We start from the raw sequence: 23,928 nt of genomic DNA, 5'->3' as shown, positions 1-23,928 counted from the left end.
AGACATGACTCACGACACCGCCGCCCCGGCCGGCTTCCTCGCCGCGCTCCACCTGGGGCACGTGCGCTGGGACCTGATCAGCCCCTTCCCCGCCCCGTCCGACGAGGACCGCGCCCGCGGCGACGCCGCCGTCGCCGAGCTGATGCGCTTCCTCCAGGAGACCGTCGACCCGACGGAGGTGGACCGCACCGCGCAGCTGCCCGACGGCTTCCACGAAGCCTGCGCCGCCCGCGGCTACTTCAGGCTTCAGGACCCGCTTGAGCGCGGCGGTCTGGGACTGTCCGCCCACAACGCCTTCCGGATGATCCAGGCCGCCGCGAGCTGGTCGGTGACCGCCTGCTACGCCATGTCCGTCCACCTCGGACTGGGCGCCGGCGCCTACCTGCCGATCCTGGCCGACGGCGAGCTGAAGTCCGAACTCGAACGGCTGCTCGCAGCGGGCGCGATCTCCGGCGACGCCGACACCGAGCCCACCGGTGCGATCAACCGGACCCGGGCCACCACCGCGGTGCCGACCGAGGACGGCACCGGATTCCGGATCAGCGGCGAGAAGGTGTTCATCCAGAACGGCCCGATCGCGGGCCTCCTGAGGGTCTCGGCCACCGTGCACGACAACGACCGGGAGTACATCCGGCTGTTCTTCGTCGACACCACCGACCCCGGCTTCACGGTCAGGTCCTGGCACGAGTACCTGGGTCTCAAGGGCCTGCCCAACGCGGCCCTCACCTTCGACCGGGTCTTCGTCCCGCACAGCCGGGTCTTCACCCTCGACGGACTGACCGCCGAGGACGAGTGGCGTCTGGCCCCCGAACTGCACACCATCAGCGTCCGAGGCCGGATGTACCCCATCTCGGCGCCCGCCCTGGCGATCGGCCGGCTCTGCCTGCACTGGTCCCGGGAGTTCGTCCGGCGGCGTTCGGTCGGCGGCATCGGGCTGGAGCAGTACGACGAGATCCAGCGCATCGTCGCCGCCAACCTCGCCGAGACCTTCGCCGTGGAGAGCGTGGTGGAGTGGTGCCTGCTGGCCGAGGAGCGCCACCCGGGGATCGACCTGGATCCGGAGCAGACGGCAGCCAAGAACATCAGCTCGATGACCAGCTGGCGCATCGTCGACCGCACCCTGTCCCTGCTGGCCGCCGAGGGCTTCGAGACGGCGACGAGCAAGGCCCGGCGCGGTGCTCAGCCGCTGCCGGTGGAGCGGTTCTTCCGCGACGCGCGTGCCCTGCGGGTGGCCGGCGGGGTGGACTTCCTCGTGGACCACTGGGCAGCCCGGCACCTGCTCTCGCGCCACTACCCGAAGCCGCAGGCCATCGCGGAGGCCGCGACCGACCTCACCGCAGCGGACGCCTGCCTGTCCCCGCGCAACCGGGACCACCTGCGCTTCGTGGCCGAACAGGCCGTGCAGTTCGCCCGCCTCAGCCGCGACCTGGTGGACCGACACCCCGACCCCGAGGAGCTCTTCGCCGAGGAACGCACGCTGATCCTGCTCAACCGGCTCTCCGCCGAGCTGTTCAGCATGTCCGCGGTGCTGGCCAACGCCGCCCGACTGCACCGTGAGGGCACGGGACCGGCCCAGGACCTCGCCGACGTGTTCTGCGCCGACGCACGCCACCGCATGGCGGACGCCCAGCGGCGCCTTGCCGACACCGACGGGCCCGACCACGCCGGCGTCTGTGCGCAGTGGCTTCACGGCGACCGTCTGGAGTTCCTGCTCCGCGACACCGTCACCGCCACCCCACCCGCCCGCTGAGCAGGTGGCATCCGAGGCCGCCCCGGCCACCAGCCCCGCACACCGAACGACCACCGACCCGGAAAGGGCCGCGCCCATGTTCGACCTCTCCCGTTCCCAGGAGATCGTCTGGCTGCACGAGGAACTCTTCCCCGAGAGCCGTGCCTACAACTTCACCGCCTCCCTCGACCTGCGCGGCCCGCTGGACGAGCCGGCCCTGCGGCAGAGCCTGGCGACCGTGCTCGCCCGCCACGACGCGTTCCGCCTCGAACTCGATCCCGAGGACTTCCCACCGAAGCAGCGGGTGAACGGCACCTGCGCACCCCGCTACCGCACCGTGGACCTGACCGGTGCCGACGACCACGAGGCCGCCTTCGAGGACCTGTGGCGCGAGCAGCACGACGAGCCCTTCGACACCGCCGAAGCGCCCATGGTGCGGTGGAGCCTGATCAGGCTGGCCGAGGACCACCACCGGCTGCTTCACACCGAGCACCACCTGGTGCACGACGGCTGGTCCTTCGGCCTGGTCCTGCGCGACCTGTTCACCACCTACCGCGCGCTGGCCCAGGGCATCCCGGCCGACCTGCCCGAGCCCCGCTCCTACCTCGAACACGTCCGCCGGTCGGTGGCCGCCGAGGAACGACCGGGCCACCGGGACGACGCCCTGGCGTACTGGCGGGGCGCTCTGGACGGCGCCGCCTTCGACCTGCCGCTGCCCGGCCCGGCCGACCCGGGACGGGTCCGCGACGTCCCGCACGGCGACCAACTGCGCCAGCTGCTGGAGCCCGAGCTGGCCGAGCGCCTGCGGACAGCCGCCCGCCGACACGGGCACACCCCGTTCTCGGTTCTGCTCACCCTCTTCGCGGAGCTCCTGCGCAGGCAGAGCGGCCGGTCCGACCTGGTGATCGGCAGCGCGGTGGGCAACCGCCCGCCCGGCTTCCAGGAGAGCGTCGGGATGTTCGTCAACACCATCCCGCTGCGCATCCGCCTCCAGCCCGACGACAGTGCGCTGAACGCGGTCGACGAGGTCACCGAGGTCCTGATCCGCTCGCTGCCGCACCAGGGCGTCCCGGTCCAGGACCTGGCCCGCGAGCTCGGAGAACACTCCGGCACCGGCCTGGACAACCCACTGTTCCACGTCATGTTCAGTGCGCACGACGCGCCGATCCCGCACGTCGAGGGGCTGGACCTTGAGGTGTCCATCCACGAGGCGTTCAACACCGGTACCTCCCGCTTCGCCCTCGACGTGGTCCTGATCCCCGACTCCCGCCGGACCGTCAACGCCCGCTCGGGCCCGGGCGGCATGCTGCTGATCTGGGACTTCGCCACAGACCTGTACGACGGCCCCCGGATCGCCGAGATGCAGCGGCAGTTCACCGCGCTGCTGGAGGCCTACCTCGCCGACACCGCAACCGGCCTCGCCGCACTCACCGCGCCGGCCGATGACCGGCCGGCCGATGACTGACCGGCCGATGACTGGCCGGCCAAGGACTGACCCCACGACCCCGAACCATGCCCCGAGGAGACCAGATGACTTCCCACGATCCGACCGGCCACCAGCTGCCCAGCATCGCCTGGGGAGGTGAGCCCGCGCCCGCTCCCGCACCGGGGGCGGGACCACTCGACTGGTTCGACAGCCGGCTGGCCGAACAGCCCGACGCCCCGGCGGTCGTGGACGGCACCATCACCTGGAGCTACCGCGAGCTCGACCGGGCCTCCGCCCGGATCGTGCAGGCCCTCGGCGGCCGGGTCACCCGCGGCGAGCTGGTGGGAGTCTGCCTGGAACGTTCCGCGCTGCTGGTGGCCGCGGCGGTCGCGTTGGCCAGGATCGGCGCGGTCCATCTCTCCCTCGGCGCGCAGCCGGGGGCCGCGCGGGTGGAATCGATCACCGAGGACGCCGACATCGGCTGCCTGCTCACCGACGGCACCACCACCCCGCCGCCCGGCTGGACCGTTGCGCCGGCCGACGCGGTGGACGGGCTCATGGTCGCCCTGCGCGGCGGACGGACGAACGGCGCGCCCGGCGGTGCGCCCGGTGGTGCGTCCAGCGGTGCCTTCTGCGCCGTCACCACCTCGGGCAGCACCGGCAAGCCCAAGATCGCACTGCTGCCCCAGGGGGCGATGGCCAACCTGGTCCGCTGGACCTGCGACCGGCTCGACATCGGTCCCGGGTCCCGGGTGGGTCTCTTCGTCGGCACCACCTTCGACGCCCACCTCAAGGAGTTGTGGGAGGCCTTGTCGTCGGGCGCCACCTTGCACGTCGCGCCCGAGGACGCCCGCGGCTCGACGGCCGAACTGTTCCAGTGGTGGCAGGAGTCGGGCCTCACCCACTGCCTGCTGCCGACCCCGCTCGCCGACCTCGCCTTCACCCAGCCGTGGCCCGCCGGCCTGGCCATGCGCCACATCCTGGTGGGCGGCGACCGGATGCGGGTGCGGCCGCCCGCGCAGTGCACGGCGGTCGTGCACAACGTGTACGGCCCCGCCGAGGCCACCGTGCTCACCACCACCCACCGCCTGCAACCCCGGAGCGACGACCCGACCGCCCCCGTGCCGATCGGACGGCCGCTGACCGGCTACGCCGTCTTCATCACCGACGAGGACGGCCGGATCCTGCCCAGGGGACAGGCCGGAGAGGTCCGGATCGGCGGTGCGGGCCTGGCGCTCGGCTACGTGGACCCGCAGCGGACCGCCGAACGCTTCGTGCCGGCCCCCGCAGGTCAACCGTACGTGGACCGTGTCTACCGGACCGGCGACAAGGCGGTGATGCGCGCCGACGGACTGCTGGAATTCCTCGGCCGCACGGACGACCAGGTGAAGATCAGCGGCGCGCGGATCGAACCGGCCGAGGTCGAGGCCGCCCTGGAAACCCACGACTCGGTCCGGCGCGCCGTCGTGGTCCCGTACCAGGGCACCGGCGGCGTCCTACGGCTGGCCGCCTTCCTCCGGCTCGCCGAAGGGGCGCAGGCCGACGAGGAGGCCGTGCTGGCCGCCGCCCGCGCCCGGGTACTGAAGCAAGCGGTGCCCGTCATGGTCCGCTTCGTCGACACCTTCCCGCTGAACGCCAACGGCAAGGTCGACCGCGCACTGCTCGCCCGGCAGGCCGCCCCCGCAGCGTCCACCGCACCTGGGGCGGCGCCGACCCAGCAGGCCCCGCAGGCAGCGGACACCGACGCGTTCCTGCTCGTGGCCTGCCGCCGGCTGCTCGACCGGCCCGACCTCACGCCCTCCGACAACTTCGCCGAATCGGGCGGGACCTCGCTGGCCGTCGCGCGCCTGATCGCGCTGATCGAAAGCACCTACCCGATCCGGGTCAAGGCCGCAGAGGTCATGCGTCAGCCCGACGTGGCAGCCCTGGCTGCCCTGGTCGACACCCGCCGCGCGGGGTCGGCGCGCAGCTGAACACTCCCGCCATCACCGCGCACCCGTCCCCTGAGAGGACCTTCCGTGGACCGCCCCACCCTGACCACGCAGTATCTGGCCGAACTGAGCGAAAGTACGGCCACCGCGGCCGAACTGCTCGGTCGTGCGCAGCACGACGCCGTGCTCGCCCTCGACTACGAGAACCGCTTCCTGCCCCGCCCGCTCTTCCTCGGCCACGAAGAGCAGGAGCAGCTGACGGACGATCTGGAAACGCTCCACACCGCGCTGTTCAGCCTGCCCGACAGGCTCTTCGACGGCGACCTCGGCGCGTTCGCCCGGGCCGTCGGCATGACCGAGACCCAGACCGAGGTGATCCTGCGCAGCCAGGGCGCCGGCGCGACCCGCATGGCCCGTACGGATCTGTGCGTCGACGACAGCGGATTCAAGGTCGTGGAAGTCAACATGACCAGCTCGCTCGGCGGCCTGGGCAACGGCGTGATGGCCGAGGCCCTGCTGGAACACCCGCTCCTCGCCGACTTCGCCACCCGGCACGGCCTCGGCTTCGCCGACACCGCCGGGGAACTGCTGCACACCATGTACGCCGCCACCGGGTTCGACCCGCAGTCCCGGCCGGTCATCGCGGTCGCCGACTGGCCGAGCAGCTACCTGAGCGGCTGGGCCGCCTTCCTGGAGGCGTTCTGCGCCCGTCTTCGGGCCCTGGGCGCAGACGCACACCCCTGCCACATCGGCCAGCTCGACTACCGCGACGGCCGGGTCTGGCTCGGCGACCGGGCCGTCGACATCATCCACCGGATCTTCCTCGCCGAGGACCTGCTCGAATCCCCCGAAGCCCCGGCGCTGATGGACCGGGTCGTGCGCGCCGCCGCAGCCGACCAGGTGAAGCTGTTCGTCCCGCTGGACGCGGAGCTCTACGCCAGCAAGACCACGCTCGCGATGCTCTCGGACGAGAAGAACCGGCACCTGTTCGGCACCGAGGAGCTGGCGGCGTTCGACCGCATCCTGCCGTGGACCCGAACCGTCCGGCCCGGCACGGTGACGCTGGAGAGCGGACAGCCGGTGGAACTGCTCGACTACGCCCGGGCGAACCGACACGACCTCGTCCTCAAACCGACGGTCCTGCACGGTGGCAGCGGTGTGGTCCTCGGCGGGGACGTGACCGAGGAGAGCTGGGCCAAGCACCTCGACGCCGCGCTCGGCAAGCCCTCCATACTGCAGCGCCGGATCCGCCCGGTCACCGAACTCTTCCCGGACGAGGACGGCCGGCTGCAGCCCTGGCTGACGGTCTGGGGCGTGTTCACCATGGCGCGCGGCTTCGCCGGCATCATGGCCCGCGCCACCCGCCTGGAAGCCAACGTCGGCGTGGTCAACATCACCAACGGAGCACACGCCGGCACCGGACTGTACGAGCTGCCGCCCCGCAGGCGCACCGATGAGTGACCGACTCCACCGGCGACGTCGCACACAGCAGCCGCCCGCCGGACGAGCCCGTGTCCCCGTTCCCTTCGAACCGATGCCGGTTCAGCGGTGTTCGGGGTTGTCGGAGTCGAAGCGGCAGCCGGCGTCCCACTCGGAGCGCTGGTTGCCGTGGGCGGGGATGCCGCCGGCGTCCCTGAGCATGCGGGCCAGGTGGAGCTGGTTCCAGGTCATGAAGGTGGTGTTGCGCCTGGTGAAGTCGTTCTCCGGGCCGCCGGAGCCGGGGTCGAGGTAGGAGGGCCCGGGGCCGGCCTCGCCGACCCAGCCGGCGTCGGCCTGCGGCGGGATGGTGTAGCCGAGGTGCTGGAGGCTGTAGAGGACGTTCATCGCGCAGTGCTTGGCGCCGTCCTCGTTGCCGGTGATCAGGCAGCCGCCGACCCGGCCGTAGTAGGCGTACTGGCCCTCGGAGTTGAGGATCGACGAGCAGGCGTAGAGCCGTTCGACGACCTTCTTCATCACGGAGGAGTTGTCCCCGAGCCACACCGGTCCGGCCAGCGTGAGGATGTCGGCGGCCATCACCTGGGAGTAGATCACCGGCCACTCGTCGGTCTCCCAGCCGTGCTCGGTCATGTCCGGCCAGACGCCCGTCGCGATGTCGATGTCCACCGCGCGCAGGACGTCGACCTGGACACCCTGGCGTTCCAGGATGCCGGTGCTGACGTCGATCAGGCCCTGGGTGTGGCTGCGCTCCGGGGAGCGCTTCAGCGTGCAGTTGATCACCAGGGCACGCAGGTCGGCGTACGACGTCGTCGGGTCCGGCACGAAGTCCTCCTCCAGGAGCTGTGGGAGCCCGGTCGGGTCGTGGTCTGGTCGTGGACTCCCCGCACAGCTCACCAGTCCGGTGTGGCGGGCGCCCGCGGAGCTGGGCCGGACGCCTGACGGTCTGCCGTTCGGTCGGTTCTGGTCGCCCGCCGCGACCGCCGCGCGGACAATGGCCCCGAGGGGGACCGGGGCGAGGGACAGCCTTCGCGGGCGCAGCGCACCGGGGCCGTGCAGGGGCTCGGGGGCCGAGGAGGAAGCCGTGCCAGTGTGGCACCTGCGGGACTTCCACGACGACGATCTGGACCAGGCGATCCAGCTGTGGGACCAGGGCCGGCACGCCGACCTGTCCCTCCCGGTCTTCCCCGTCTCCGACGTCGTCGCCGCGGCACGCGGGGGACAGCCGGCCGTGGTCGCCCTGGTCGGGGAGGAGCTGGTCGGCATGGCGGTCGCCCGGGCCGAGGGCGAACGCGGATGGATCATGATCGTCGCCCTGTCCGGCGCGTGGCGCAACCGTGGCCTCGGCAGCGCGTTGATCACTCAGGTCGAACAACGTCTGCGGGCGAAGGGAGTGCGGCGGTTCAGCGCGGTCCTCACCCCCGGCTCGACCGGGACGGCGGCCCTGGAGAACTCCGGCTACCGCCAGGTGAGCGGGCTGGTCTACTACGAGAAGCTGGAACACCCGGACGCGGGAGACGCCGGGCTGCTCGCCCAGCTCGGCGGCCGGGTCATGCCGCACGGGCTGTGGGAGCGGCTCGCGGGGATGCATGCGGCCAAGGACGCCATCGAACGGCGGATCGTGCTCCCGCTCACCGAACCGGAGCTGGCCGAGAGCTACGGAGTCCGCCCGCCCAAGGCGGTCATCCTCTTCGGTCCGCCCGGAACCGGGAAGACCACGTTCGCCAAGGCGGTCGCCTCACGGCTGGGCTGGCCGTTCGTGGAGCTGTTCCCGTCCCGACTGGCGGCCGACGCCGACGGGGCCCTCGCGGCCTCGCTGCGCGAGGTCTTCGCGGACCTGGCCGATCTCTCCAGCGTGCTGCTCTTCATCGACGAGGTCGAGGAGATCGCCGCCGCCCGCTCCGGCACCGCCGTCGACCCCGGACACGGTGTCACCAATGAGCTCCTCAAGCTCATCCCGGCGTTCCGCGACCACGACGACCGGTTGCTGATCTGCGCCACCAACTCGCTGCGCACCCTCGACTCGGCGTTCCTGCGGCCGGGCCGCTTCGACTACATCATCCCCGTCGGTCCGCCCGACGCCGTCGCGCGCGAGGCGATCTGGCGCCGCTACCTCGGGCCGAGCGCGCAGCGGGTCGACATCGACAGGCTGGTCTCCGCCAGCGAGATGTTCACCCCCGCCGACATCGAGTACGCCGCCCGTAAGGGCTCCCAGCAGGCCTTCGAGAACGAGATCACCCACCGCACCGGGCTCCCCGCCGGTACCGACGACTTCCTCGCGGCGATCGCCGCCACGCGTCCCACCCTCACCGCGCAGGCCCTGGAGACCTTCACCGAGGACATCGAGCGCCACGTCCGCACCTGAGACCGGCGGACCCGGCGCGCCTGGGACGGCGGCCCCGGCGGAGCGGGTGAGTCGTGGCCGCCCCGGCGTCGGTTCCGGGGCGGCCACGTCGCGACAGACGCTTCCGGAGCCTGCCGCGTTGCGTAGCTTAGCAGTTGCTAATATTGGCAAATAGTCCCGGGCCGACCGCCCTCGCCCCACGCCGACCAGGCCGTTCGACCACGTTGCTACAGTCTCCACCGATGAAGCCAAGCCCAACCAGCGCCCGGCAGGGGCGGTGAATCCCATGACGGCCGACTCGCCACGCAGGCCCTCGGTCATTGCCGTGCCGCTCTACCAGCACAAGGCCGAGTTCTTCAAAACCCTCGGCCACCCCGTGCGCATCCGCGTCCTGGAGCTCCTGAGCGAACGCGAGCACGCCGTCGCCGAACTGCTGCCCGAGGTCGGCGTCGAGCCGGCCCACCTCTCCCAGCAGCTCGCCATCCTGCGCCGCGCCGGCGTCGTGGTCTCCCACCGCGAGGGCGCCGCCGTCGTCTACCGGCTCACCAGTCCCGAGATCGGCGAACTCCTGGCCGTCGCCCGCGCCATCCTCGCCGCCCTGCTGACCGACCGCGCCGGACTCCTCGACGACCTGCGCCCCGGGGCCGGTCCCACGCCCGACGGCTGATCCGCGGCGGGCAGAGCTCACCGAACCCCCCCTGCTCCCGAACCCCCTGCTCCCGGGGCCCCGCCCGACCGGGCGGAGCTCCGGGAGGGGGTGGTCAGCTGAGGGTGCGGACTGCGGCGGCGTCGTAGGGGAGCAGGTCGGCGAAGCGGCCGGAGAGGACCTTGGCGGCCCACTGCGGGTCCTGGAGGAGGGCGCGGCCGACGGCGACCAGGTCGAACTCGTCGCGCTCCAGGCGGTCGAGCAGGTTGTCGATGCCCTGGACCGGGGCGCCCTCGCCCATGAACGCGCGGACGAAGTCGCCGTCGAGGCCGACCGAGCCGACGGTGATGGTGGGGCGGCCGGTGAGCTTCCTGGTCCAGCCGGCCAGGTTGAGGTCCGAGTCGTCGAACTCGGGGAGCCAGTAGCGGCGGGTCGAGGCGTGGAAGGCGTCGACGCCGGCCTCGGCGAGCGGGGTGAGGATCGCCTCCAGCTCCTGCGGGGTCTCGGCGAGGCGGGCGTCGTAGTTCTCCGACTTCCACTGCGAGTAGCGGAAGATCACCGGGAACTCCGGCGAGACGGCGGCGCGCACCGCGGCGACGAGCTCGGCCGTGAACTTCGTCCGGGCGACCGGGTCGCCGCCGTACTCGTCGGTGCGGCGGTTGGTGCCCGCCCACAGGAACTGGTCGAGCAGGTAGCCGTGGGCGCCGTGCAGCTCGACGCCGTCGAAGCCGATCCGCTCGGCGGCCGCGGCGGCCTCGGCGAACGCGCCGATGACGGCGTCCAGGTCGGCGCGGGTCATCGCCCGGCCCGTTCCCTCGGTGCCGTCCAGGCGGATGCCGGACGGGCCGACGGCGGGGGCGTCGGCGACCGGCGGGTCGCCCTGCTTGCGCACCATCCCGATGTGCCAGAGCTGCGGCACGATGGTGCCGCCCGCCGCGTGGACGTCCTCGGCGACGCGGGCCCACCCGGCCAGCTGCTCCTCGCCGTGGAAGCGCGGGATGTCGTCGCTCTGCCCGGCGGACTCGTGGCCGACGTACGTCCCCTCGGTGACGATCAGACCGACGCCCGCGGCGGCGCGGCGGGCGTAGTACGAGCGGACGTCCTCGCCGGGCACGCCGCCCGGGGAGAACTGGCGCGTCATCGGCGCCATCACGATGCGGTTGGGCACGGTCAGCCCGTTGATCGTGACGGGCCGGGACAGGATCTCGGCCGCGCGGGAGGAGGCGGGCTCGGTGGACGGGACGGGCTCGGTGACGGTCATGGGGATCCTCGCGGGTACCGGTGGTGTGCGCCGGAGCGGAAACGGTTGCCCGTGCCAACCACCTCCACGGCTTCGGCATTTCGTCGGCCGCGCGGTTCCCGCTGTGATCCGCGCCACTGCTCGCCAGTGGGGATCGGCCGTGGCGCGTCGACCGCTCAGCCGGCCGAGCGGGCGGGGGTGACCGTGCTCGACATGTCGGCGATCATGTCCGTGCGGTTTCGAATCGAAAGGAACGCAGATGAGCGGAATCCCGGCGGAGATCGACACTCCGGACATCGTGGTCGACCTGGAGGTGCTCGAACGGAACATCGAGCGCATGGCGGCGGCACTGCGGGCCAGGGGCCTGCGGCTGCGTCCCCACGCCAAGACCCACAAGATGCCGGAGATCGCCGCGCGGCAGCTCGCGGCGGGGGCCGTCGGGCTGACGGTGGCGACCATCGGGGAGGCCGAGGTCTTCGCCGAGCACGGCGCCACCGACCTCTTCATCGCCTATCCGCTGTGGATCGGGCCCCGGCAGGCGGAGCGGCTGCGGCGGCTCGCCGGCACGGCGCGGATCGCGATCGGGGTGGACTCCGTCGAGGCGGCCGAGGCGGCGGGCCGTCACCTCGGGTCCGCGGCCGGCGACATCGAGGCCGTGGTGGAGATCGACAGCGGCCACCACCGCAGCGGCGTCCTGCCGGAGCAGGCCGTGGTGGTGGCCCGGGCCGCGGCCGCGGCGGGGCTCCGCGTCGGCGGGGTGTTCACCTTCCCGGGGCACAGCTATGCGCCGGGCATGCCCGCGAAGGCGGTCGAGGAGGAGCAGCAGGCCCTCGGGCGGGCGGCCGGACTGCTCGCGGCGGCCGGCTTCGAGATCACGCGGGTGAGCGGCGGATCGACCCCGACCGCGGAGCTGACCGGAGCAGCGGGGGCGAACGCGGGCGCGGGGCAGGGCGCGAGCGCGGAGCCGGTCGGGAGCGCGGAGCAGGGCGGGGACCCGGCGCTCACCGAGGTGCGGCCGGGCGTCTACGTGTTCGGCGACGCCCAGCAGTTCGAACTCGGACGGTGCACCCTCGCGGACATCGCGCTGACGGTCGCGGCGACCGTCGTCAGCAGGCACGAGGGGGACGACACCACGCCGCGGCGGGTCGTCCTGGACGCGGGCAGCAAGGTCCTCGGCGGTGACCGGTCCGCCTGGGCGACGGGCTTCGGCCGGCTCATCGACCACCCCGAGGCCCGCATCACGGCGCTCTCCGAGCACCACGCCACCGTGGTGTGGCCCGAGGACAGTGACCTGCCCGCGCTGGGGGAGCGGCTGCGGGTGGTCCCCAACCACGTCTGCGTCGCGGTGAACCTCGTCGACGACGTCGCGGTGGTCCGGGCCGGCGAGCTCGTGGACCGCTGGCGGGTGGCCGCCCGCGGCAGGAACGCCTGACCGGGGCACCCTTCCCGGGGGCCGGATCCCGCCTCACCGCGGGATCCGGCTTCACTGCAGGATGTTGATCGCGCGGGCGATCACCAGGCCGGCCAGGATGAGGGAGGTCGCGGCCTCCACCATCATCAGCAGCTTGGCCCACCTCTTGATCGCGGAGATGTCGGTGGGGCTGAAGGCGGTCGCGGTCCAGAAGGACAGTGACAGGTAGTCGGTGAAGTTCGGCACCCAGTCGGGCGGCGCGTGGGCGCTGTGCTGCATCTCGGGGAACACGAACGTGGGCGGCACGTCGGGCCGGTTGGCGCGGGCGGCGGCGCCGCCGCGGTCCAGGTCCCAGTACCAGAGCGCGAAGGCGATCACGTTCGTCACCCAGGTCACGCCCCCGGTGGCCAGCAGGCCGGTGGCGTTGTTGGCGAACAGCTTGTTGTTGGTCAGGATGTCCGTCACCAGGTGGATGCCCGCGTGCAGGTTCGATGCGGTGACGAAGGCGATCAGGGCCTCGGTGACCACCCGCAGCCAGGTCTTCTGACGGTCGATCCGCCCGGGGTCGCCGATGATCAGCACCGCCAGCAGCGTGAACATCACCACCGGAACCAGCCAGACCGGGTCCAGCCGGTACGACGCCGGCAGTGCCACGTGGAGCACCGCGGCGGTCGCGACCGCCACCCCCACCGGCCACCAGTGCTCGCCCCGCTCGGTGGCCGGAGCGGGTGTGACCGGCGGCGGACCGGCTGGGCCGGGGCTTGGTGGCATGCCTCATTGTCACCTCGCCGACCCGGCTGCGCGGTGTTGCCGCCGCCGCGCGCCGTGCGGCACATGATCGCCGACTGTTACCCGATGGTGACGTTCCGTCCACAACCGATCCGGGGCAGTGGGTGTCCTTACAGACGGCAGACCCCGAACGGCGGTACGTACGCCCTTCGGGCCGGACAACCACCTCCCCTCGAAAGGGGTGCACCCGTGATCGTCTCCAAGCGGACCTCCCTGCGCCTGGCCGCCGTGGCCACCCTCGGCGCGCTCTCCCTCGGTCTGGCGGGCACCGCCATGGCCGCGGCCCCCGTCGCCCAGCCCGCCCCCGTCGCCCAGCCGGTCGCCGTCGCCCAGCCGGTCGCCGCGCACGCCGCCATCACCGCCAAGCCGTCGGTCTCCTCCGTCCAGGCGTGGCAGCTGTTCCGCGTCACCGGCACGACCACCGGCCTCCAGGCGGGCAGCAAGGTGACCCTGCAGCAGAAGCAGCACGGCGCCTGGGTCACGCTGCCGGCCTCCGTCACCACCGCCCGCAACGGCTCCTACTCGCTCGGTGTGAAGCTCGGCCTCAAGGGCCTGAACGAGCTGCGCATCGTCAGCGGAGACACCGCCTCCCCGGTCTTCACCGTCACCGTGCGCTGACCCACTGACCCACTGACCCGCCGGGCCCGGGGCCGTGAGGCCGCGGAGCCCCGGGAACGCGGGAAGGGGGCGTCCGTTCCGGCGGACGCCCCCTTCCCGCTGTGCTGTGCCGTGCGCGCCGCGTCGCCCCGACCGTGATCGGCCGCTCGCGGGGCCGGCCGTTACTGCGGCGTCACGTAGGCGCCGGAGATGCCGCCGTCGACGAGGAAGGTGTTGGCGGTCATGAAGGACGAGTCGTCGGAGGCGAGGAAGGCGACCGCGGCGGCGATCTCCTCGGGCTCGGCGAAGCGGCCGAGCGGGATGTGGACCAGGCGGCGGGCGGCCCGCTCCGGGTCCTTGGCGAACAGCTCCTGCAGCAGCGGGGTGTTCACCGGGCCGGGGCACAGGGCGTTGACCCGGATGCCCTCGCGGGCGAACTGCACGCCCAGCTCGCGGGACATGGCCAGCACGCCGCCCTTGGAGGCGCTGTAGGAGATCTGCGAGGTGGCCGCGCCCATCACGGCGACGAAGGAGGCGGTGTTGATGATCGAGCCCTTGCCCTGGCGCTGCATGTGCGGGATCGCGTACTTGCAGCACAGGTAGACGCTGGTCAGGTTGACCTCCTGGACCCGCTTCCAGGCGTCCAGGCCGGTGGTGAGGATGGAGTCGTCGTCCGGCGGGGAGATACCCGCGTTGTTGAAGGTGATGTCGAGCCGGCCGTACTCGTCGACGGCCCGCTGGAAGAGGTCGCGCACCGCGTCCTCGTCGGTGACGTCGGCCTGGATGAACAGGCCGCCGACCTCGTTCGCGGCCTTGGCGCCGGTCTCGGCGTCGAGGTCGACGCAGACCACCTTGGCGCCCTCGGCGGCGAAGCGGCGGGCGGTCGCCAGGCCGATGCCGCTGCCCGCGCCGGTGATGACGGCCACCCGGCCGTCGAGTCGCTGGGTCATGGTGATCATTCCTCCGTGGAGATGAAGACGTTCTTGGTCTGGGTGAAGGCGTCCAGCGCGTCCGGGCCGAGCTCGCGGCCGAGGCCGGACTGCTTGAAGCCGCCGAAGGGCGTGGTGTAGCGCACCGAGGAGTGCGAGTTGACGGAGAGGTTGCCGGCCTCCACGCCGCGCGAGACCCGCAGGGCCCGCCCGACGTCCCTGGTCCAGATGGAGCCGGACAGCCCGTACTCGGTGGCGTTCGCGATGCGCAGGGCGTCCTCTTCGTCGCGGAACGGGACGACCGCGACGACCGGGCCGAAGATCTCCTCGGTGAAGGCGCGGTCGTCGTGCCGCACCGGTGCGAGGACGGTCGGCGGGTACCAGAAGCCGGGCCCGTCGGGGGCGCTGCCGCGGAAGGCGACGGCCGATCCGTCCGGGACGTAGGAGGCGACGCGCTCCCGGTGGGCGGCGGAGATCAGCGGCCCCATCTCGGTCTTCTCGTCGCCCGGGTCGCCGACCCGCACGCCGCGGACGGCCGGCTCCAGGAGCGCCAGGAAGTCGTCGAGGACGGAGGCCTCGACCAGGATCCGGGAGCGGGCGCAGCAGTCCTGGCCGGCGTTGTCGAAGACGGCGTAGGGCGCGGTCGCGGCGGCCTTGGCGAGGTCGGCGTCGGCGAAGACGATGTTGGCGCTCTTGCCGCCGAGTTCGAGGGTGACGGGCTTCACCTGGGCGGCGCAGCCCGCCATGATCTCCTTCCCGACCCGGGTCGAGCCGGTGAACACGACCTTGCGCACGTCGGGGTGGGTGACGAAGCGCTGTCCGACGACGGGGCCGCGGCCGGGCAGGACCTGCAGCACGCCCTCCGGGATCCCGGCCTGCAGGGCGAGTTCGGCGAGGCGCAGGGCGGTGAGCGGGGTGAGTTCGGCGGGTTTGACGATGACGGTGTTGCCGGCCGCCAGCGCCGGGGCGAGGGCCCAGGCGGCGATCGGCATGGGGAAGTTCCACGGCACGATGACGCCGACCACGCCGATCGGTTCCTGGAAGGTGACGTCGATGCCGCCGGCGACGGGGATCTGCCGGCCGAACAGCCGCTCGGGCGCGGCGGCGTAGTACTCGATGACGTCCCGCGCGTTGCCCGCCTCCCAGCGGGCGTTGCCGATGGTGTGGCCGGCGTTGGCGACCTCCAGGGCGGCGAGGTGCTCGCGGTCGGCGTCGACGGCGGCGGCGAAGGCGCGCAGCAGCCGGGCCCGGTCGGCGGGGGCGACCCGGCGCCAGGTGTCGAAGGCGGCGCGGGCGCGGGCGACGGCGGCGTCGGTCTCGGCGAGGCCGGCCAGTTCGACGGTGGTGATCACCTCCTCGGTGGCGGGGTTGACGACCTCGTAGAGGTCCGGTTCGGTCATGGAGCTGTCTCCCTGTGCGTGGCGGTGGTCTGGCCGGCGGCGACCAGGGCCTGGAAGAGGCGCAGGTCGTCGGGGTTCGTCTCGGGGTGCCACTGGACGCCCAGCGCGAAGCGGTGGCCGGCCAGTTCGAGGCCTTCGACGGTGCCGTCGGCGCTGCGGGCGGTGACCTGCAGACCGGCGCCGAGCCGGTCGACGGCCTGGTGGTGGTAGCAGGAGACCTCGGTGTCGGGCCCCAGGACCTCGGCGAGTCGGCTGCCCGCCACCAGGGCGACCCGGTGGCGGACGTAGCGGGCGGGGACGGTCTGGTGGCTCCCGTCGGGCAGGTGCTGGAGCAGGGTGCCGCCGAGTTCGACGTTGAGCAGCTGCATGCCGCGGCAGACGCCGAGCACCGGAAGGTCCCGGCTCAGGGCGGTGTGCAGGAGGGTGCTCTCCCAGTCGTCGCGGGCGTGGTGCGGCGGGCCGGTGCGCGGGTCCGCGTCCGTCGCGTACCGGGCCGGGTCGACGTCCGGGCCGCCGGCCAGCACGAGTCCGTCCAGGGCGTCGAGGAGGTGGTCGGTGCCGCCGGGTTGGGGCGGCAGCAGCACCGGGGTGCCGCCCGCGCGGACGACGGCGTCGACGTACGTCTGGGGCACGAGGGAGGCACGCTGGTTCCAGACGGACCACGCGGCGTCGTCCTGGTAGCTGGTGATGCCGATCAGCGGTCGTCGGCGGTTGTCGCGGGTCACAGCCGCTCGAATCCGCGGCGCCGCTCCCAGTCGGTCACCGCCCGCTCGTAGGAGGCCAGTTCGGTGCGTCCGGCGTGGGTGTAGTGCCGGACGACGTCCTTGCCGAAGGCCTCGGTGGCGACGGCACTGCGTTCGAACGCGTCGACCGCGTCGCGCAGGGTGGCGGGCACTCGGGGCGCGGCGGAGGCGTACGCGTTGCCGGTGAACTCCGGTTCGAGTTCGAGTTGCTGCTCGACCCCGTGCAGTCCGGCGGCGATCAGGGCGGCGACCGCGAGGTACGGGTTGACGTCGCCGCCGGGGACGCGGTTCTCGAAGCGCAGCGACTGGCCGTGGCCGACGACGCGCAGGGCGCAGGTGCGGTTGTCCCGGCCCCAGGCGATGGCGGTCGGCGCGAAGCTGCCGGGCACGTAGCGCTTGTAGGAGTTGACGGTGGGGGCGAGCAGCAGGGCGAAGTCGGCCAGGCAGGCGAGCTGTCCGGCGAGAAAGTGCTCCATGGTGCGGGAGAAGCCGTGCGGACGGTCACCGGCGAACACCGGGGCGCCCTGCTCGTCGCGCAGGCTCAGGTGGATGTGGCAGGAGTTGCCCTCGCGTTCGTCGTACTTCGCCATGAACGTGAGGCTGCAGCCCTCCTGGGCGGCGATCTCCTTGGCGCCGGTCTTGTAGACGGAGTGGTCGTCGCAGGTGGTGAGGGCGTCGGCGTACTTGAAGGCGATCTCGTGCTGGCCGAGGTTGCACTCGCCCTTGGCGGACTCGACGGTGAGGCCGGCGCCGGCCATGCCGTTGCGCAGCCGGCGCAGCAGGGGCTCGATCCGGCCGGTGCCGAGGATGGAGTAGTCCACGTTGTACTGGTTGGCCGGCGTGAGCCGGGTGTAGTCCTTGTCCCAGGCCTGTTCGTAGCTGTCCCGGAAGACGATGAACTCCAGCTCGGTGGCGGCGTGGGCCTGCCAGCCGTAGCCGGCCAGCCGGTCGAGCTGGCGCTGCAGGATCTGGCGGGGGGAGACGGCGACCGGGGTGCCGTCGTGGTGGACGACGTCGCACTGGACCATGACGGTGGCGGGGTGCCAGGGGATGGTCCGCAGGGTGGCGAGGTCGGGGCGCAGCGTCAGGTCGCCGTAGCCGTTCTCCCAGGAGGAGACCTCGTACCCGTCGACGGTGTTCATGTCGACGTCGACGGCCAGCAGGTAGCCGCAGCCCTCCGCGGCGCCGGGCACGACGTCGGCGAGGAAGTACTCGGCGGCGACGCGTTTGCCCTGGAGGCGCCCCTGCATGTCGGTCATGGCGAGCACGACGGTGTCGACGGACCCGTCGGCGACGCGGGTGCGCAGCTCGTCGAGGGTGAGCCGGGGGCGGGTCATCGGACCTCCAGTTCGGTGTCCAGTGCGTCGGGGTCGGACGGGGTGCCGTGGACGTGCGGCCCGGTGAACCAGTGCCGGGCGGAGACCAGCCACCAGATGCCGGCGAAGCCGACCACGACGGCCACCGCGACGGGTGTGTAGTTGAAGCTCTCGGCGGTGATCGGGCTGGCGGTGGGGAGCATGAACAGGACGGTGATCACCGCGGTCCAGACGACCGCGACGATGCCGATCGGCCGGCTCCACCGTCCCAGGTGCCAGGGCCCGCGCTGGAAGTCCTCGCCCTGGCGCAGCCGCAGGTACACCGGGATGACGTAGGAGATGTACAGGCCGATGACGGAGATGGAGGTCACGGCGGTGTACGCGGTGGTGTTCCAGAGCGCGGGCAGTCCGAGCAGCAGGGCGCCGCCGGTCGCGAGCCAGACCGCGTTGGTCGGGGTCTGGGTGCGCGGGTCGATGCGGTGCCACAGGCGGGAGCCGGGCAGTGCGCCGTCCCGGGAGAAGGCGTAGATCATGCGGGAGTTGGCGGTGACGGAGGCCATTCCGCAGAAGAACTGGGCGCCGATGACGATCAGCAGCAGGACCTGGGCGCCGCCGTCGCCGATCGCGTCGATGAAGATCTGCGCGGGCGGGACCTGGGTGTCGCTGTTGAGCGCGCCGTCGTAGTCGCGGATCGCGAAGGTGATGCCGAGCAGCAGGATCCAGCCCGCCGCCAGGGAGACGGTGATGGCGTTGACGATGCCGCGGGGGCCGGAGCGGGCGGCGTCGTGGGTCTCCTCGGTCATGTGCGCGGAGGCGTCGTAGCCGGTGAGGGTGTACTGCGCCATCAGCAGGCCGATCATCGCCACGTAGAACTGGTTGTGGAAGCCGGTCCCGTTGACGAACTCGGTGAGCACGAAGGAGGCCGAGGCGTGCTGGTCGGGGAGCACGGCGAGCGCTCCGACGATGATCGCGACGCCCACCAGGTGCCACCACACGGACACGCTGTTGAGGACGGCGACCAGGCGTACCCCGCGGGTGTTGAGCAGGCCGTGCACCAGCAGGATGACGGCGAAGATCTCCATGGTGTGCTCGGGGCTGGCCTCGATCCCGAAGCGCAGCGTGAGGAAGGCGTTGGTGAAGAACGCGGCGCCGAAGTCGACGCCCGCGGTCACCGCGACCTGGCCGAGGAAGTTGAACCAGCCGGTGAACCAGCTCCATGCTGGGCCGCGGGTGCGGGTCAGCTTGGCCGCCCAGTAGTAGAGCCCGCCGGCCGTCGGGTAGCTGGAGCAGATCTCGGCCATGGCGAGCCCGACGCAGAGCGTGAGCAGGCCGACCACCGGCCAGCCCCAGATGATCAGGGCCGGGCCTCCGGTCTTCATGCCCGTCCCGTACAGCGTCAGGCAGCCGGAGAGGATCGAGACGATGGAGAAGGAGACGGCGAAGTTGGAGAAGCCCGACATCGAGCGGGCCAGTTCCTGGGTGTAGCCCAGCTCGCGGAGCCGTTGTTCGTCGGCGGAAACGGGAGCGGTGTTCTGCGGAAACTTCTCGGGGGCAGGCTGGTCGGGTGAGCGTGCGTCGGTCATGGGCACCCCTGGGGGTTGAGGGTGTGCCGGGGAGCACAGGGCCACGACGGCGTGGCACGGTCGCCCCGACGGGTTCGACGGTCGGACGGCTCGTCAATGGTCTGGAATCAGTCCATTGGGTGGGTGAGCAGCATCGTTCCGGCTGCATCGGGGCCGCGTCAAGAGAAACGGGGGAACAGGTGCCGGAAACCGGTCCGTAGGTACGATTCCGGCGTGGACGTGGACGAATCACGCGAGCGAGCGCGGCTCGACTGGCAGGCCGGAGCGATCTTCCGCCCGGTCCGGACCGGCAACGCCTTCGAGGAGACCGTCGAGCGGCTGCTCCAGGCGATCAAGCTCGGCGTCTTCGGCCTCGGCGACCGGTTGCCCGCCGAACGCGACCTCGCCGTCCGGCTCGGCGTCAGCCGGGAGACCCTGCGGGAGGCGCTGCGCACCCTGCAGCAGGCCGGCTGCGTCGAACCCCGCCGCGGCCGCTACGGCGGCACCTTCGTCACCTACCGGATGCCCGCACCGGACGTCGCCGACCTGCGCCGCGCGGCCCGCGACCTCGGCGGCTCCCTGGAGGACGCACTCACCTACCGTCAAGTCCTGGAAGCAGGAGCCGCCGAGGCCGCCGCCCGTCACCCCCTCACCCCCGACCAGCGGGCCCACCTGGAGAGCCGACTGGCCGACCTGGAGGAAGCCCCGCCCGAGCAGTACCGCCAGCTCGACTCCCGCTTCCACCTCGCCATCGGCGAACTCACCGGCTCCCCGTCCCTCGCCGCGGCCATCGCCGAGGCCAGGATGCGCCTCAACGACCTGCTGAACGCCATCCCCATGCTGGACCGCAACATCGAACACGCCGCCGAGCAGCACCGGGCCATGGTCCGGGCGATCCTCGACGGGGACGGCGACGCCGCCCGCCGCGCCACCGAGGAACACCTCGCCGCGACGGCCGCCCTGCTGCGGGGCTTCCTGGCCTGAGGCGTGGGACCGCCGAGCGCAGTCCGGCGTGCGCGGTCCGGCGCGCCGCAGCGTTCGAGAAGTCGGCGGAGCGTCCAGAGCGTCGGAGCGTTCAAGAAATCAACGGACTCCGACTTAAGAGCCACTTATGGTTACGGACATTGACGTGTCCGGGCCCGAGCGGGAGGGTGATGGGCAGGCGGGCGCAGCGCGCGGCTCCCGCCCTCCCCCCCCGCCTCCTCCACCGCTCCCGGAGTCCCCGTGATCACTCGCAGGACCATGCTCGGCGCCTCCGTCGCGGCCCTGACCGCGCCCGCGCTGGTCGCCGCCCTGTCCCGGACGGCCGACGGCAGCACCACCCCGCAACGCCTCGACGTCGACCTCGTCAACACCGTGTCCTCCCAGCAGGTCCACGCCTACGTCCTCGGCCTCGACCCGGCCCAGGGCAACAGCTGGGCCTTCCTGCGCTCCGACGGCAGCACGCTCTACCACCCGCCCTCCCCGAGCGCCCCGGGCGCACCCCTCGGCGCCGACTGCGCCATCGCCCTGAACGCGCCCGGCGGCACCCCGCGGCGGATCCGGCTGCCGTACCTCTCCAGCGGCCGGATCTACTTCTCCGTCGGCCGCGAACTGGTCTTCCGGATCAACCCGGGCCCGGGCATCGCGCTGCCCTCGGTGAGCAACCCCACCGACCCCAACATCGCCACCGCCTACGGGTTCTGCGAGTTCACCTACGGCCCGGACCAGCTGTACGCCAACATCAGCTACGTCGACTTCGCCGCCGTCCCGATCGCGTTCGACCTCACCGCCGGCAGTGCGCGGCAGCACGTCAGCGGCCTGCCCGCCGGCGGTCTGGAGTCCGCCGCCAACGCGCTGCGCACCCAGGCCGCTGCCGACGGCGGCGACTGGGCCCGGCTGATCGTCCCGGACCCCGCCGGCCGAACCCTGCGCATCCTCAGCCCCAACACGGCGATCAGCGCCGACCCGTCACTGTTCAACGGCTACCTCGACGGCTACCTCACCGCCGTGTGGCAGAAGTACCAGAGCACCGACCTGGTCGTCGACACCCAGGCCGGCTGGGGCACCGTCACCGGCCGGGTCCGCAACGGCGTCCTCACCTTCCCCGGCGTCGGCGGCTTCGCCAAGCCCTCCACCGCCGCCGTCTTCAACTGCAGTTCGGCACCGTTCACCACCGGCAACGACCTGATGGGCAACCTGAGCGCACGACTCGCCGCCGCACTCAACCGCACCACCCTGCTCGACGACCCCCACCAGCCGGACGGCGAGAACCCGGCCGCCTTCTACACCGCTGCGCGCACCAACCACTACGCGCGCGTCCTGCACGCCACCAACCCCGACCACCTCGGCTACGCGTTCCCGTACGACGACGTCCACCCGGCCGGCGTGGACTTCGAGGGCAAGGTGCAGTCGGCGGACCCGACCCTGCTGACCGTCACCGTGGGAGGCACCCAGGGCCCGGTCGACCCCGGGCCGTCACCGCAACCCGGCGGCGGGACGAGCGCCTTCGGCACCATCCGGGCCGAGTCGTACAGCGCGCAGTCCGGCACCGCGCTGGAAACCTGCGGCGACACCGGTGGCGGCCGCGACGTCGGCTGGATCGCGAACGGCGACTGGCTCGCCTACGCCGGCGTGGACTTCGGCAGCTCCGGCGCGACCCGCTTCCAGGCCCGGGTCGCCTCCGGCGCCGCACCCGGCGTCAGCGGACTCGTCCAGGTCCGGCTGGACAGCCCGACCGCCGCACCGGTCGGCAGCTTCGCCGTCGCCGGCACCGGCGGCTGGCAGGCCTGGCGGACGGTACCCGCCGACATCGCCCGGACCACGGGCACCCACACGGTGTACCTCACCTTCGCGAGCGGGCAGAGCGCCGACTTCGTCAACCTCAACTGGTTCACGTTCGGCTAGGCACCTCGCCGGGGCCCGGACGGGTCCGTCCGTCCGGGCCGTTCGGGCCGTCCGGGCCGTTCGGGCCGTTCGGGGCGGCGAGCGCGAGCGCCGTCGCCTCGAACGGGCGAGATCAAGAAGTGATCATGGGCCGATATGCTCATTTCCCGTCAGGTGCCGCTCCGGCCCTGGTCGGAGCGGGAAGGCGGGATCGGCATGATGGGACCGGCGCACGCGCTGTCGGGTGCGGCGGCGTGGCTGGGGGTCGGCGCGGTCGCGGCCGGCATGGGCGAACCGATGCCGTGGCCGGTGCTGGTCGCCGGCGCCCTGATCTGCGCGGGAGCGGCGCTCGCCCCGGACCTGGACCACAAGGCGGCGACGATATCGCGGGCCTTCGGCCCGGTGTCGCGCTGGCTGTGCGAGGTCATCGACAAGCTCTCCTACGCCGTCTACAAGTCGACCCGGGGCAAGGGTGACGCTCGCCGCTCCGGCGGCCACCGGACGCTGACCCACACCTGGATCTGGGCGGTGATGTGCGGCGCCTCGGCCGCCGGCATCGCCGTGTACGGCGGGCGCTGGGGTGTGCTGGCCGTGCTGTTCGTGCACATGGTGCTGGCCATCGAGGGTCTGCTGTGGCGGCACGCGAGGGTCTCCAGCGACGTGCTGGTGTGGCTGCTCGGGGCGACCAGTGCCTGGATGCTGGCCGACGTCCTCGACCAGCCCGGCAACGGGTCGCAGTGGCTGTTCGACCAGCCGGGGCAGGCGTACCTGTGGATCGGGCTGCCGATCGCCCTGGGGGCGCTGGTGCACTGCATCGGTGACGCACTGACGGTCTCGGGCTGCCCGATCCTGTGGCCCATCCCGATCGGCCGCAAGCGCTGGTACCCGATCGGCCCGCCCAAGGGTATGCGCTTCCGGGCCGGGAGCTGGGTCGAGATCAAGGTGCTCACGCCGGTCTTCATGGCCCTGGGCGCGGTGGGCGCACTGCTGGGACTGGGGCTCGTCGGCTGACAGCGCCTCCCCGCGCCGACCTGCAACGACCTGCGCCGACCGTCAGCCCCCACCACGCGGGCTGACGGTCAGCTTCCCACGGAAGCATTCCCGCTGGGGCCGCGCTTGACGCAGGGGGCGATGACGGTCAGGTGGAGGGTGTCGGGCGTCGTGCCGGGCTGGCCCACCACGACCGAGGCGGTGAACTTGTTCGAGTCGTTGGACAGGTCCAGCCGCTGGTCGTCGTTGCGCGTGACGGAGAAGCCGTCCTGCTTCAGCCGCTGCTGCACCGCTTCGAACACGGCGTGCACCTTCGGTCCGGGAATGCCGCCCAGCGTGTACCTGATGTAGGGCATGTACGTCTGGGGAGAGCCGAGCGGCCCGGCCTCGCACGCGTCCTTGTCCACCAGTGGCTCGGCGACCTTCACGCTGTCCTTGTCGGGGAGCACGGCGAGCGCGTTGGAGGAGTACGCCTTCACCTTCTCCTCGGCCTGCCCCAGGTTCATCGACGGAGTGTCGCTCCCGCAGGCGGAGAGCACGAGGGCGGCTGCCGGCAGGAGACAGAGCACGGCGGTG

At 72.3% G+C, this 23,928-nt stretch carries 20 protein-coding genes; 11 read left to right on the top strand and 9 right to left on the bottom strand.

The window, feature by feature from the left end:
- Positions 1-4 precede the first annotated feature (4 nt).
- The 4 genes from ABT048_RS09620 (at position 5) to ABT048_RS09605 (ending at position 6,547) form a co-directional block, all read left to right on the top strand.
- Positions 5-1,750: an acyl-CoA dehydrogenase family protein gene (locus ABT048_RS09620; protein WP_350520770.1), complete on the top strand. Its 1,746-nt coding sequence runs from the start codon at positions 5-7 to the stop codon at positions 1,748-1,750.
- A 76-nt stretch (positions 1,751-1,826) separates the two neighbouring features.
- Entirely contained in the window at positions 1,827-3,194 is a 1,368-nt protein-coding gene (locus ABT048_RS09615) for a condensation domain-containing protein (protein ID WP_350520769.1), read from the top strand.
- 65 nt (positions 3,195-3,259) lie between these two features.
- Entirely contained in the window at positions 3,260-5,128 is a 1,869-nt protein-coding gene (locus ABT048_RS09610; protein WP_350520768.1) for a non-ribosomal peptide synthetase, read from the top strand.
- Positions 5,129-5,173: 45 nt separating this feature from the next.
- Positions 5,174-6,547 (top strand): ATP-grasp domain-containing protein, encoded by a 1,374-nt coding sequence (locus tag ABT048_RS09605; RefSeq protein ID WP_350520767.1) that lies wholly within the window; start codon positions 5,174-5,176, stop codon positions 6,545-6,547.
- A gap of 81 nt (positions 6,548-6,628) precedes the next feature.
- Here ABT048_RS09605 and ABT048_RS09600 read toward each other — a convergent pair whose 3' ends face one another.
- Positions 6,629-7,345, bottom strand: coding sequence for a flavodoxin family protein (locus ABT048_RS09600; RefSeq protein WP_350520766.1), 717 nt, complete (start codon positions 7,343-7,345; stop codon positions 6,629-6,631).
- Between the two features lie 259 nt (positions 7,346-7,604).
- On the opposite strand from ABT048_RS09600, the gene ABT048_RS09595 reads away from it, so the two are divergent.
- Together ABT048_RS09595 and ABT048_RS09590 are read left to right on the top strand one after the other, a co-directional pair.
- A complete protein-coding gene (locus ABT048_RS09595) occupies positions 7,605-8,885 on the top strand; it encodes an ATP-binding protein (RefSeq protein WP_350520765.1) in 1,281 nt (426 codons plus the stop codon).
- A gap of 298 nt (positions 8,886-9,183) precedes the next feature.
- On the top strand, positions 9,184-9,531 hold the full coding sequence (locus tag ABT048_RS09590) for an ArsR/SmtB family transcription factor (protein WP_350520838.1): 348 nt from the start codon (positions 9,184-9,186) through the stop codon (positions 9,529-9,531).
- Positions 9,532-9,625: 94 nt separating this feature from the next.
- On the opposite strand, the gene ABT048_RS09585 is transcribed toward ABT048_RS09590, so the two are convergent.
- Complete coding sequence (locus ABT048_RS09585) at positions 9,626-10,771, bottom strand: NADH:flavin oxidoreductase (protein ID WP_350520764.1); 1,146 nt, start codon at positions 10,769-10,771, stop codon at positions 9,626-9,628.
- A gap of 238 nt (positions 10,772-11,009) precedes the next feature.
- On the opposite strand from ABT048_RS09585, the gene ABT048_RS09580 reads away from it, so the two are divergent.
- Positions 11,010-12,182 (top strand): alanine racemase, encoded by a 1,173-nt coding sequence (locus ABT048_RS09580; RefSeq protein WP_350520763.1) that lies wholly within the window; start codon positions 11,010-11,012, stop codon positions 12,180-12,182.
- A 51-nt stretch (positions 12,183-12,233) separates the two neighbouring features.
- Here ABT048_RS09580 and ABT048_RS09575 read toward each other — a convergent pair whose 3' ends face one another.
- A complete protein-coding gene (locus ABT048_RS09575; RefSeq protein ID WP_350520762.1) occupies positions 12,234-12,932 on the bottom strand; it encodes a hypothetical protein in 699 nt (232 codons plus the stop codon).
- 207 nt (positions 12,933-13,139) lie between these two features.
- Here ABT048_RS09575 and ABT048_RS09570 point away from each other — a divergent pair, with 207 nt between their 5' ends.
- Positions 13,140-13,568, top strand: coding sequence for a hypothetical protein (locus ABT048_RS09570; RefSeq protein WP_350520761.1), 429 nt, complete (start codon positions 13,140-13,142; stop codon positions 13,566-13,568).
- Positions 13,569-13,729: 161 nt separating this feature from the next.
- Here the strand turns inward: ABT048_RS09570 and ABT048_RS09565 are convergent, their stop codons facing one another.
- Genes ABT048_RS09565 through ABT048_RS09545 form a run of 5 tightly spaced genes read right to left on the bottom strand, consistent with a single transcriptional unit; the run spans position 13,730 to position 19,518 of the window.
- Positions 13,730-14,506 carry a 3-oxoacyl-ACP reductase gene (locus tag ABT048_RS09565; RefSeq protein ID WP_502893990.1) on the bottom strand — a complete coding sequence of 259 codons (777 nt, stop codon included), beginning with the start codon at positions 14,504-14,506 and terminating at the stop codon, positions 13,730-13,732.
- Positions 14,503-15,876, bottom strand: coding sequence for an aldehyde dehydrogenase family protein (locus ABT048_RS09560; protein ID WP_350520759.1), 1,374 nt, complete (start codon positions 15,874-15,876; stop codon positions 14,503-14,505). Before ABT048_RS09560 ends, ABT048_RS09565 begins: the two co-directional genes overlap by 4 nt.
- Entirely contained in the window at positions 15,873-16,601 is a 729-nt protein-coding gene (locus ABT048_RS09555; protein ID WP_350520758.1) for a gamma-glutamyl-gamma-aminobutyrate hydrolase family protein, read from the bottom strand. The genes ABT048_RS09560 and ABT048_RS09555 overlap by 4 nt, the downstream gene beginning before the upstream one ends.
- Positions 16,598-17,956 (bottom strand): glutamine synthetase family protein, encoded by a 1,359-nt coding sequence (locus ABT048_RS09550; protein WP_350520757.1) that lies wholly within the window; start codon positions 17,954-17,956, stop codon positions 16,598-16,600. Before ABT048_RS09550 ends, ABT048_RS09555 begins: the two co-directional genes overlap by 4 nt.
- Entirely contained in the window at positions 17,953-19,518 is a 1,566-nt protein-coding gene (locus tag ABT048_RS09545; RefSeq protein ID WP_350520756.1) for an amino acid permease, read from the bottom strand. The genes ABT048_RS09550 and ABT048_RS09545 overlap by 4 nt, the downstream gene beginning before the upstream one ends.
- A gap of 219 nt (positions 19,519-19,737) precedes the next feature.
- Between ABT048_RS09545 and ABT048_RS09540 the strand changes: the two genes are divergently transcribed.
- The 3 genes from ABT048_RS09540 to ABT048_RS09530 all read left to right on the top strand — a co-directional run bounded on the left by ABT048_RS09540 (position 19,738) and on the right by ABT048_RS09530 (position 23,373).
- Positions 19,738-20,481: a FadR/GntR family transcriptional regulator gene (locus ABT048_RS09540; protein WP_470330068.1), complete on the top strand. Its 744-nt coding sequence runs from the start codon at positions 19,738-19,740 to the stop codon at positions 20,479-20,481.
- A gap of 240 nt (positions 20,482-20,721) precedes the next feature.
- Positions 20,722-22,383: a beta-1,3-glucanase family protein gene (locus ABT048_RS09535; RefSeq protein WP_350520754.1), complete on the top strand. Its 1,662-nt coding sequence runs from the start codon at positions 20,722-20,724 to the stop codon at positions 22,381-22,383.
- A 195-nt stretch (positions 22,384-22,578) separates the two neighbouring features.
- Positions 22,579-23,373 carry a metal-dependent hydrolase gene (locus ABT048_RS09530; protein ID WP_350520837.1) on the top strand — a complete coding sequence of 265 codons (795 nt, stop codon included), beginning with the start codon at positions 22,579-22,581 and terminating at the stop codon, positions 23,371-23,373.
- A 68-nt stretch (positions 23,374-23,441) separates the two neighbouring features.
- Here ABT048_RS09530 and ABT048_RS09525 read toward each other — a convergent pair whose 3' ends face one another.
- A complete protein-coding gene (locus ABT048_RS09525; protein WP_350520753.1) occupies positions 23,442-23,858 on the bottom strand; it encodes a hypothetical protein in 417 nt (138 codons plus the stop codon).
- Between the last annotated feature and the right edge of the window lie 70 nt (positions 23,859-23,928).

Origin of the sequence: Kitasatospora sp. NPDC096140 (assembly GCF_040303045.1) — a bacterium.
In the GTDB taxonomy this organism is placed as follows: Bacteria; Actinomycetota; Actinomycetes; order Streptomycetales; family Streptomycetaceae; genus Kitasatospora.
This window is presented reverse-complemented; position numbering and strand designations above follow the sequence as displayed.

What these genes read in the sequence shown, in the direction of transcription:
- ABT048_RS09560 (WP_350520759.1), bottom strand. Translation starts at nt 15,876, where the DNA reads ATGACCGAACCGGACCTCTACGAGGTCGTCAACCCCGCCACCGAGGAG.
- ABT048_RS09575 (WP_350520762.1), bottom strand. Translation starts at nt 12,932, where the DNA reads ATGCCACCAAGCCCCGGCCCAGCCGGTCCGCCGCCGGTCACACCCGCT.
- ABT048_RS09585 (WP_350520764.1), bottom strand. Translation starts at nt 10,771, where the DNA reads ATGACCGTCACCGAGCCCGTCCCGTCCACCGAGCCCGCCTCCTCCCGC.
- ABT048_RS09620 (WP_350520770.1), top strand. Translation starts at nt 5, where the DNA reads ATGACTCACGACACCGCCGCCCCGGCCGGCTTCCTCGCCGCGCTCCAC.
- ABT048_RS09615 (WP_350520769.1), top strand. Translation starts at nt 1,827, where the DNA reads ATGTTCGACCTCTCCCGTTCCCAGGAGATCGTCTGGCTGCACGAGGAA.
- ABT048_RS09565 (WP_502893990.1), bottom strand. Translation starts at nt 14,506, where the DNA reads ATGATCACCATGACCCAGCGACTCGACGGCCGGGTGGCCGTCATCACC.
- ABT048_RS09550 (WP_350520757.1), bottom strand. Translation starts at nt 17,956, where the DNA reads ATGACCCGCCCCCGGCTCACCCTCGACGAGCTGCGCACCCGCGTCGCC.
- ABT048_RS09525 (WP_350520753.1), bottom strand. Translation starts at nt 23,858, where the DNA reads ATGAACCTGGGGCAGGCCGAGGAGAAGGTGAAGGCGTACTCCTCCAAC.
- ABT048_RS09530 (WP_350520837.1), top strand. Translation starts at nt 22,579, where the DNA reads ATGATGGGACCGGCGCACGCGCTGTCGGGTGCGGCGGCGTGGCTGGGG.
- ABT048_RS09545 (WP_350520756.1), bottom strand. Translation starts at nt 19,518, where the DNA reads ATGACCGACGCACGCTCACCCGACCAGCCTGCCCCCGAGAAGTTTCCG.
- ABT048_RS09610 (WP_350520768.1), top strand. Translation starts at nt 3,260, where the DNA reads ATGACTTCCCACGATCCGACCGGCCACCAGCTGCCCAGCATCGCCTGG.
- ABT048_RS09580 (WP_350520763.1), top strand. Translation starts at nt 11,010, where the DNA reads ATGAGCGGAATCCCGGCGGAGATCGACACTCCGGACATCGTGGTCGAC.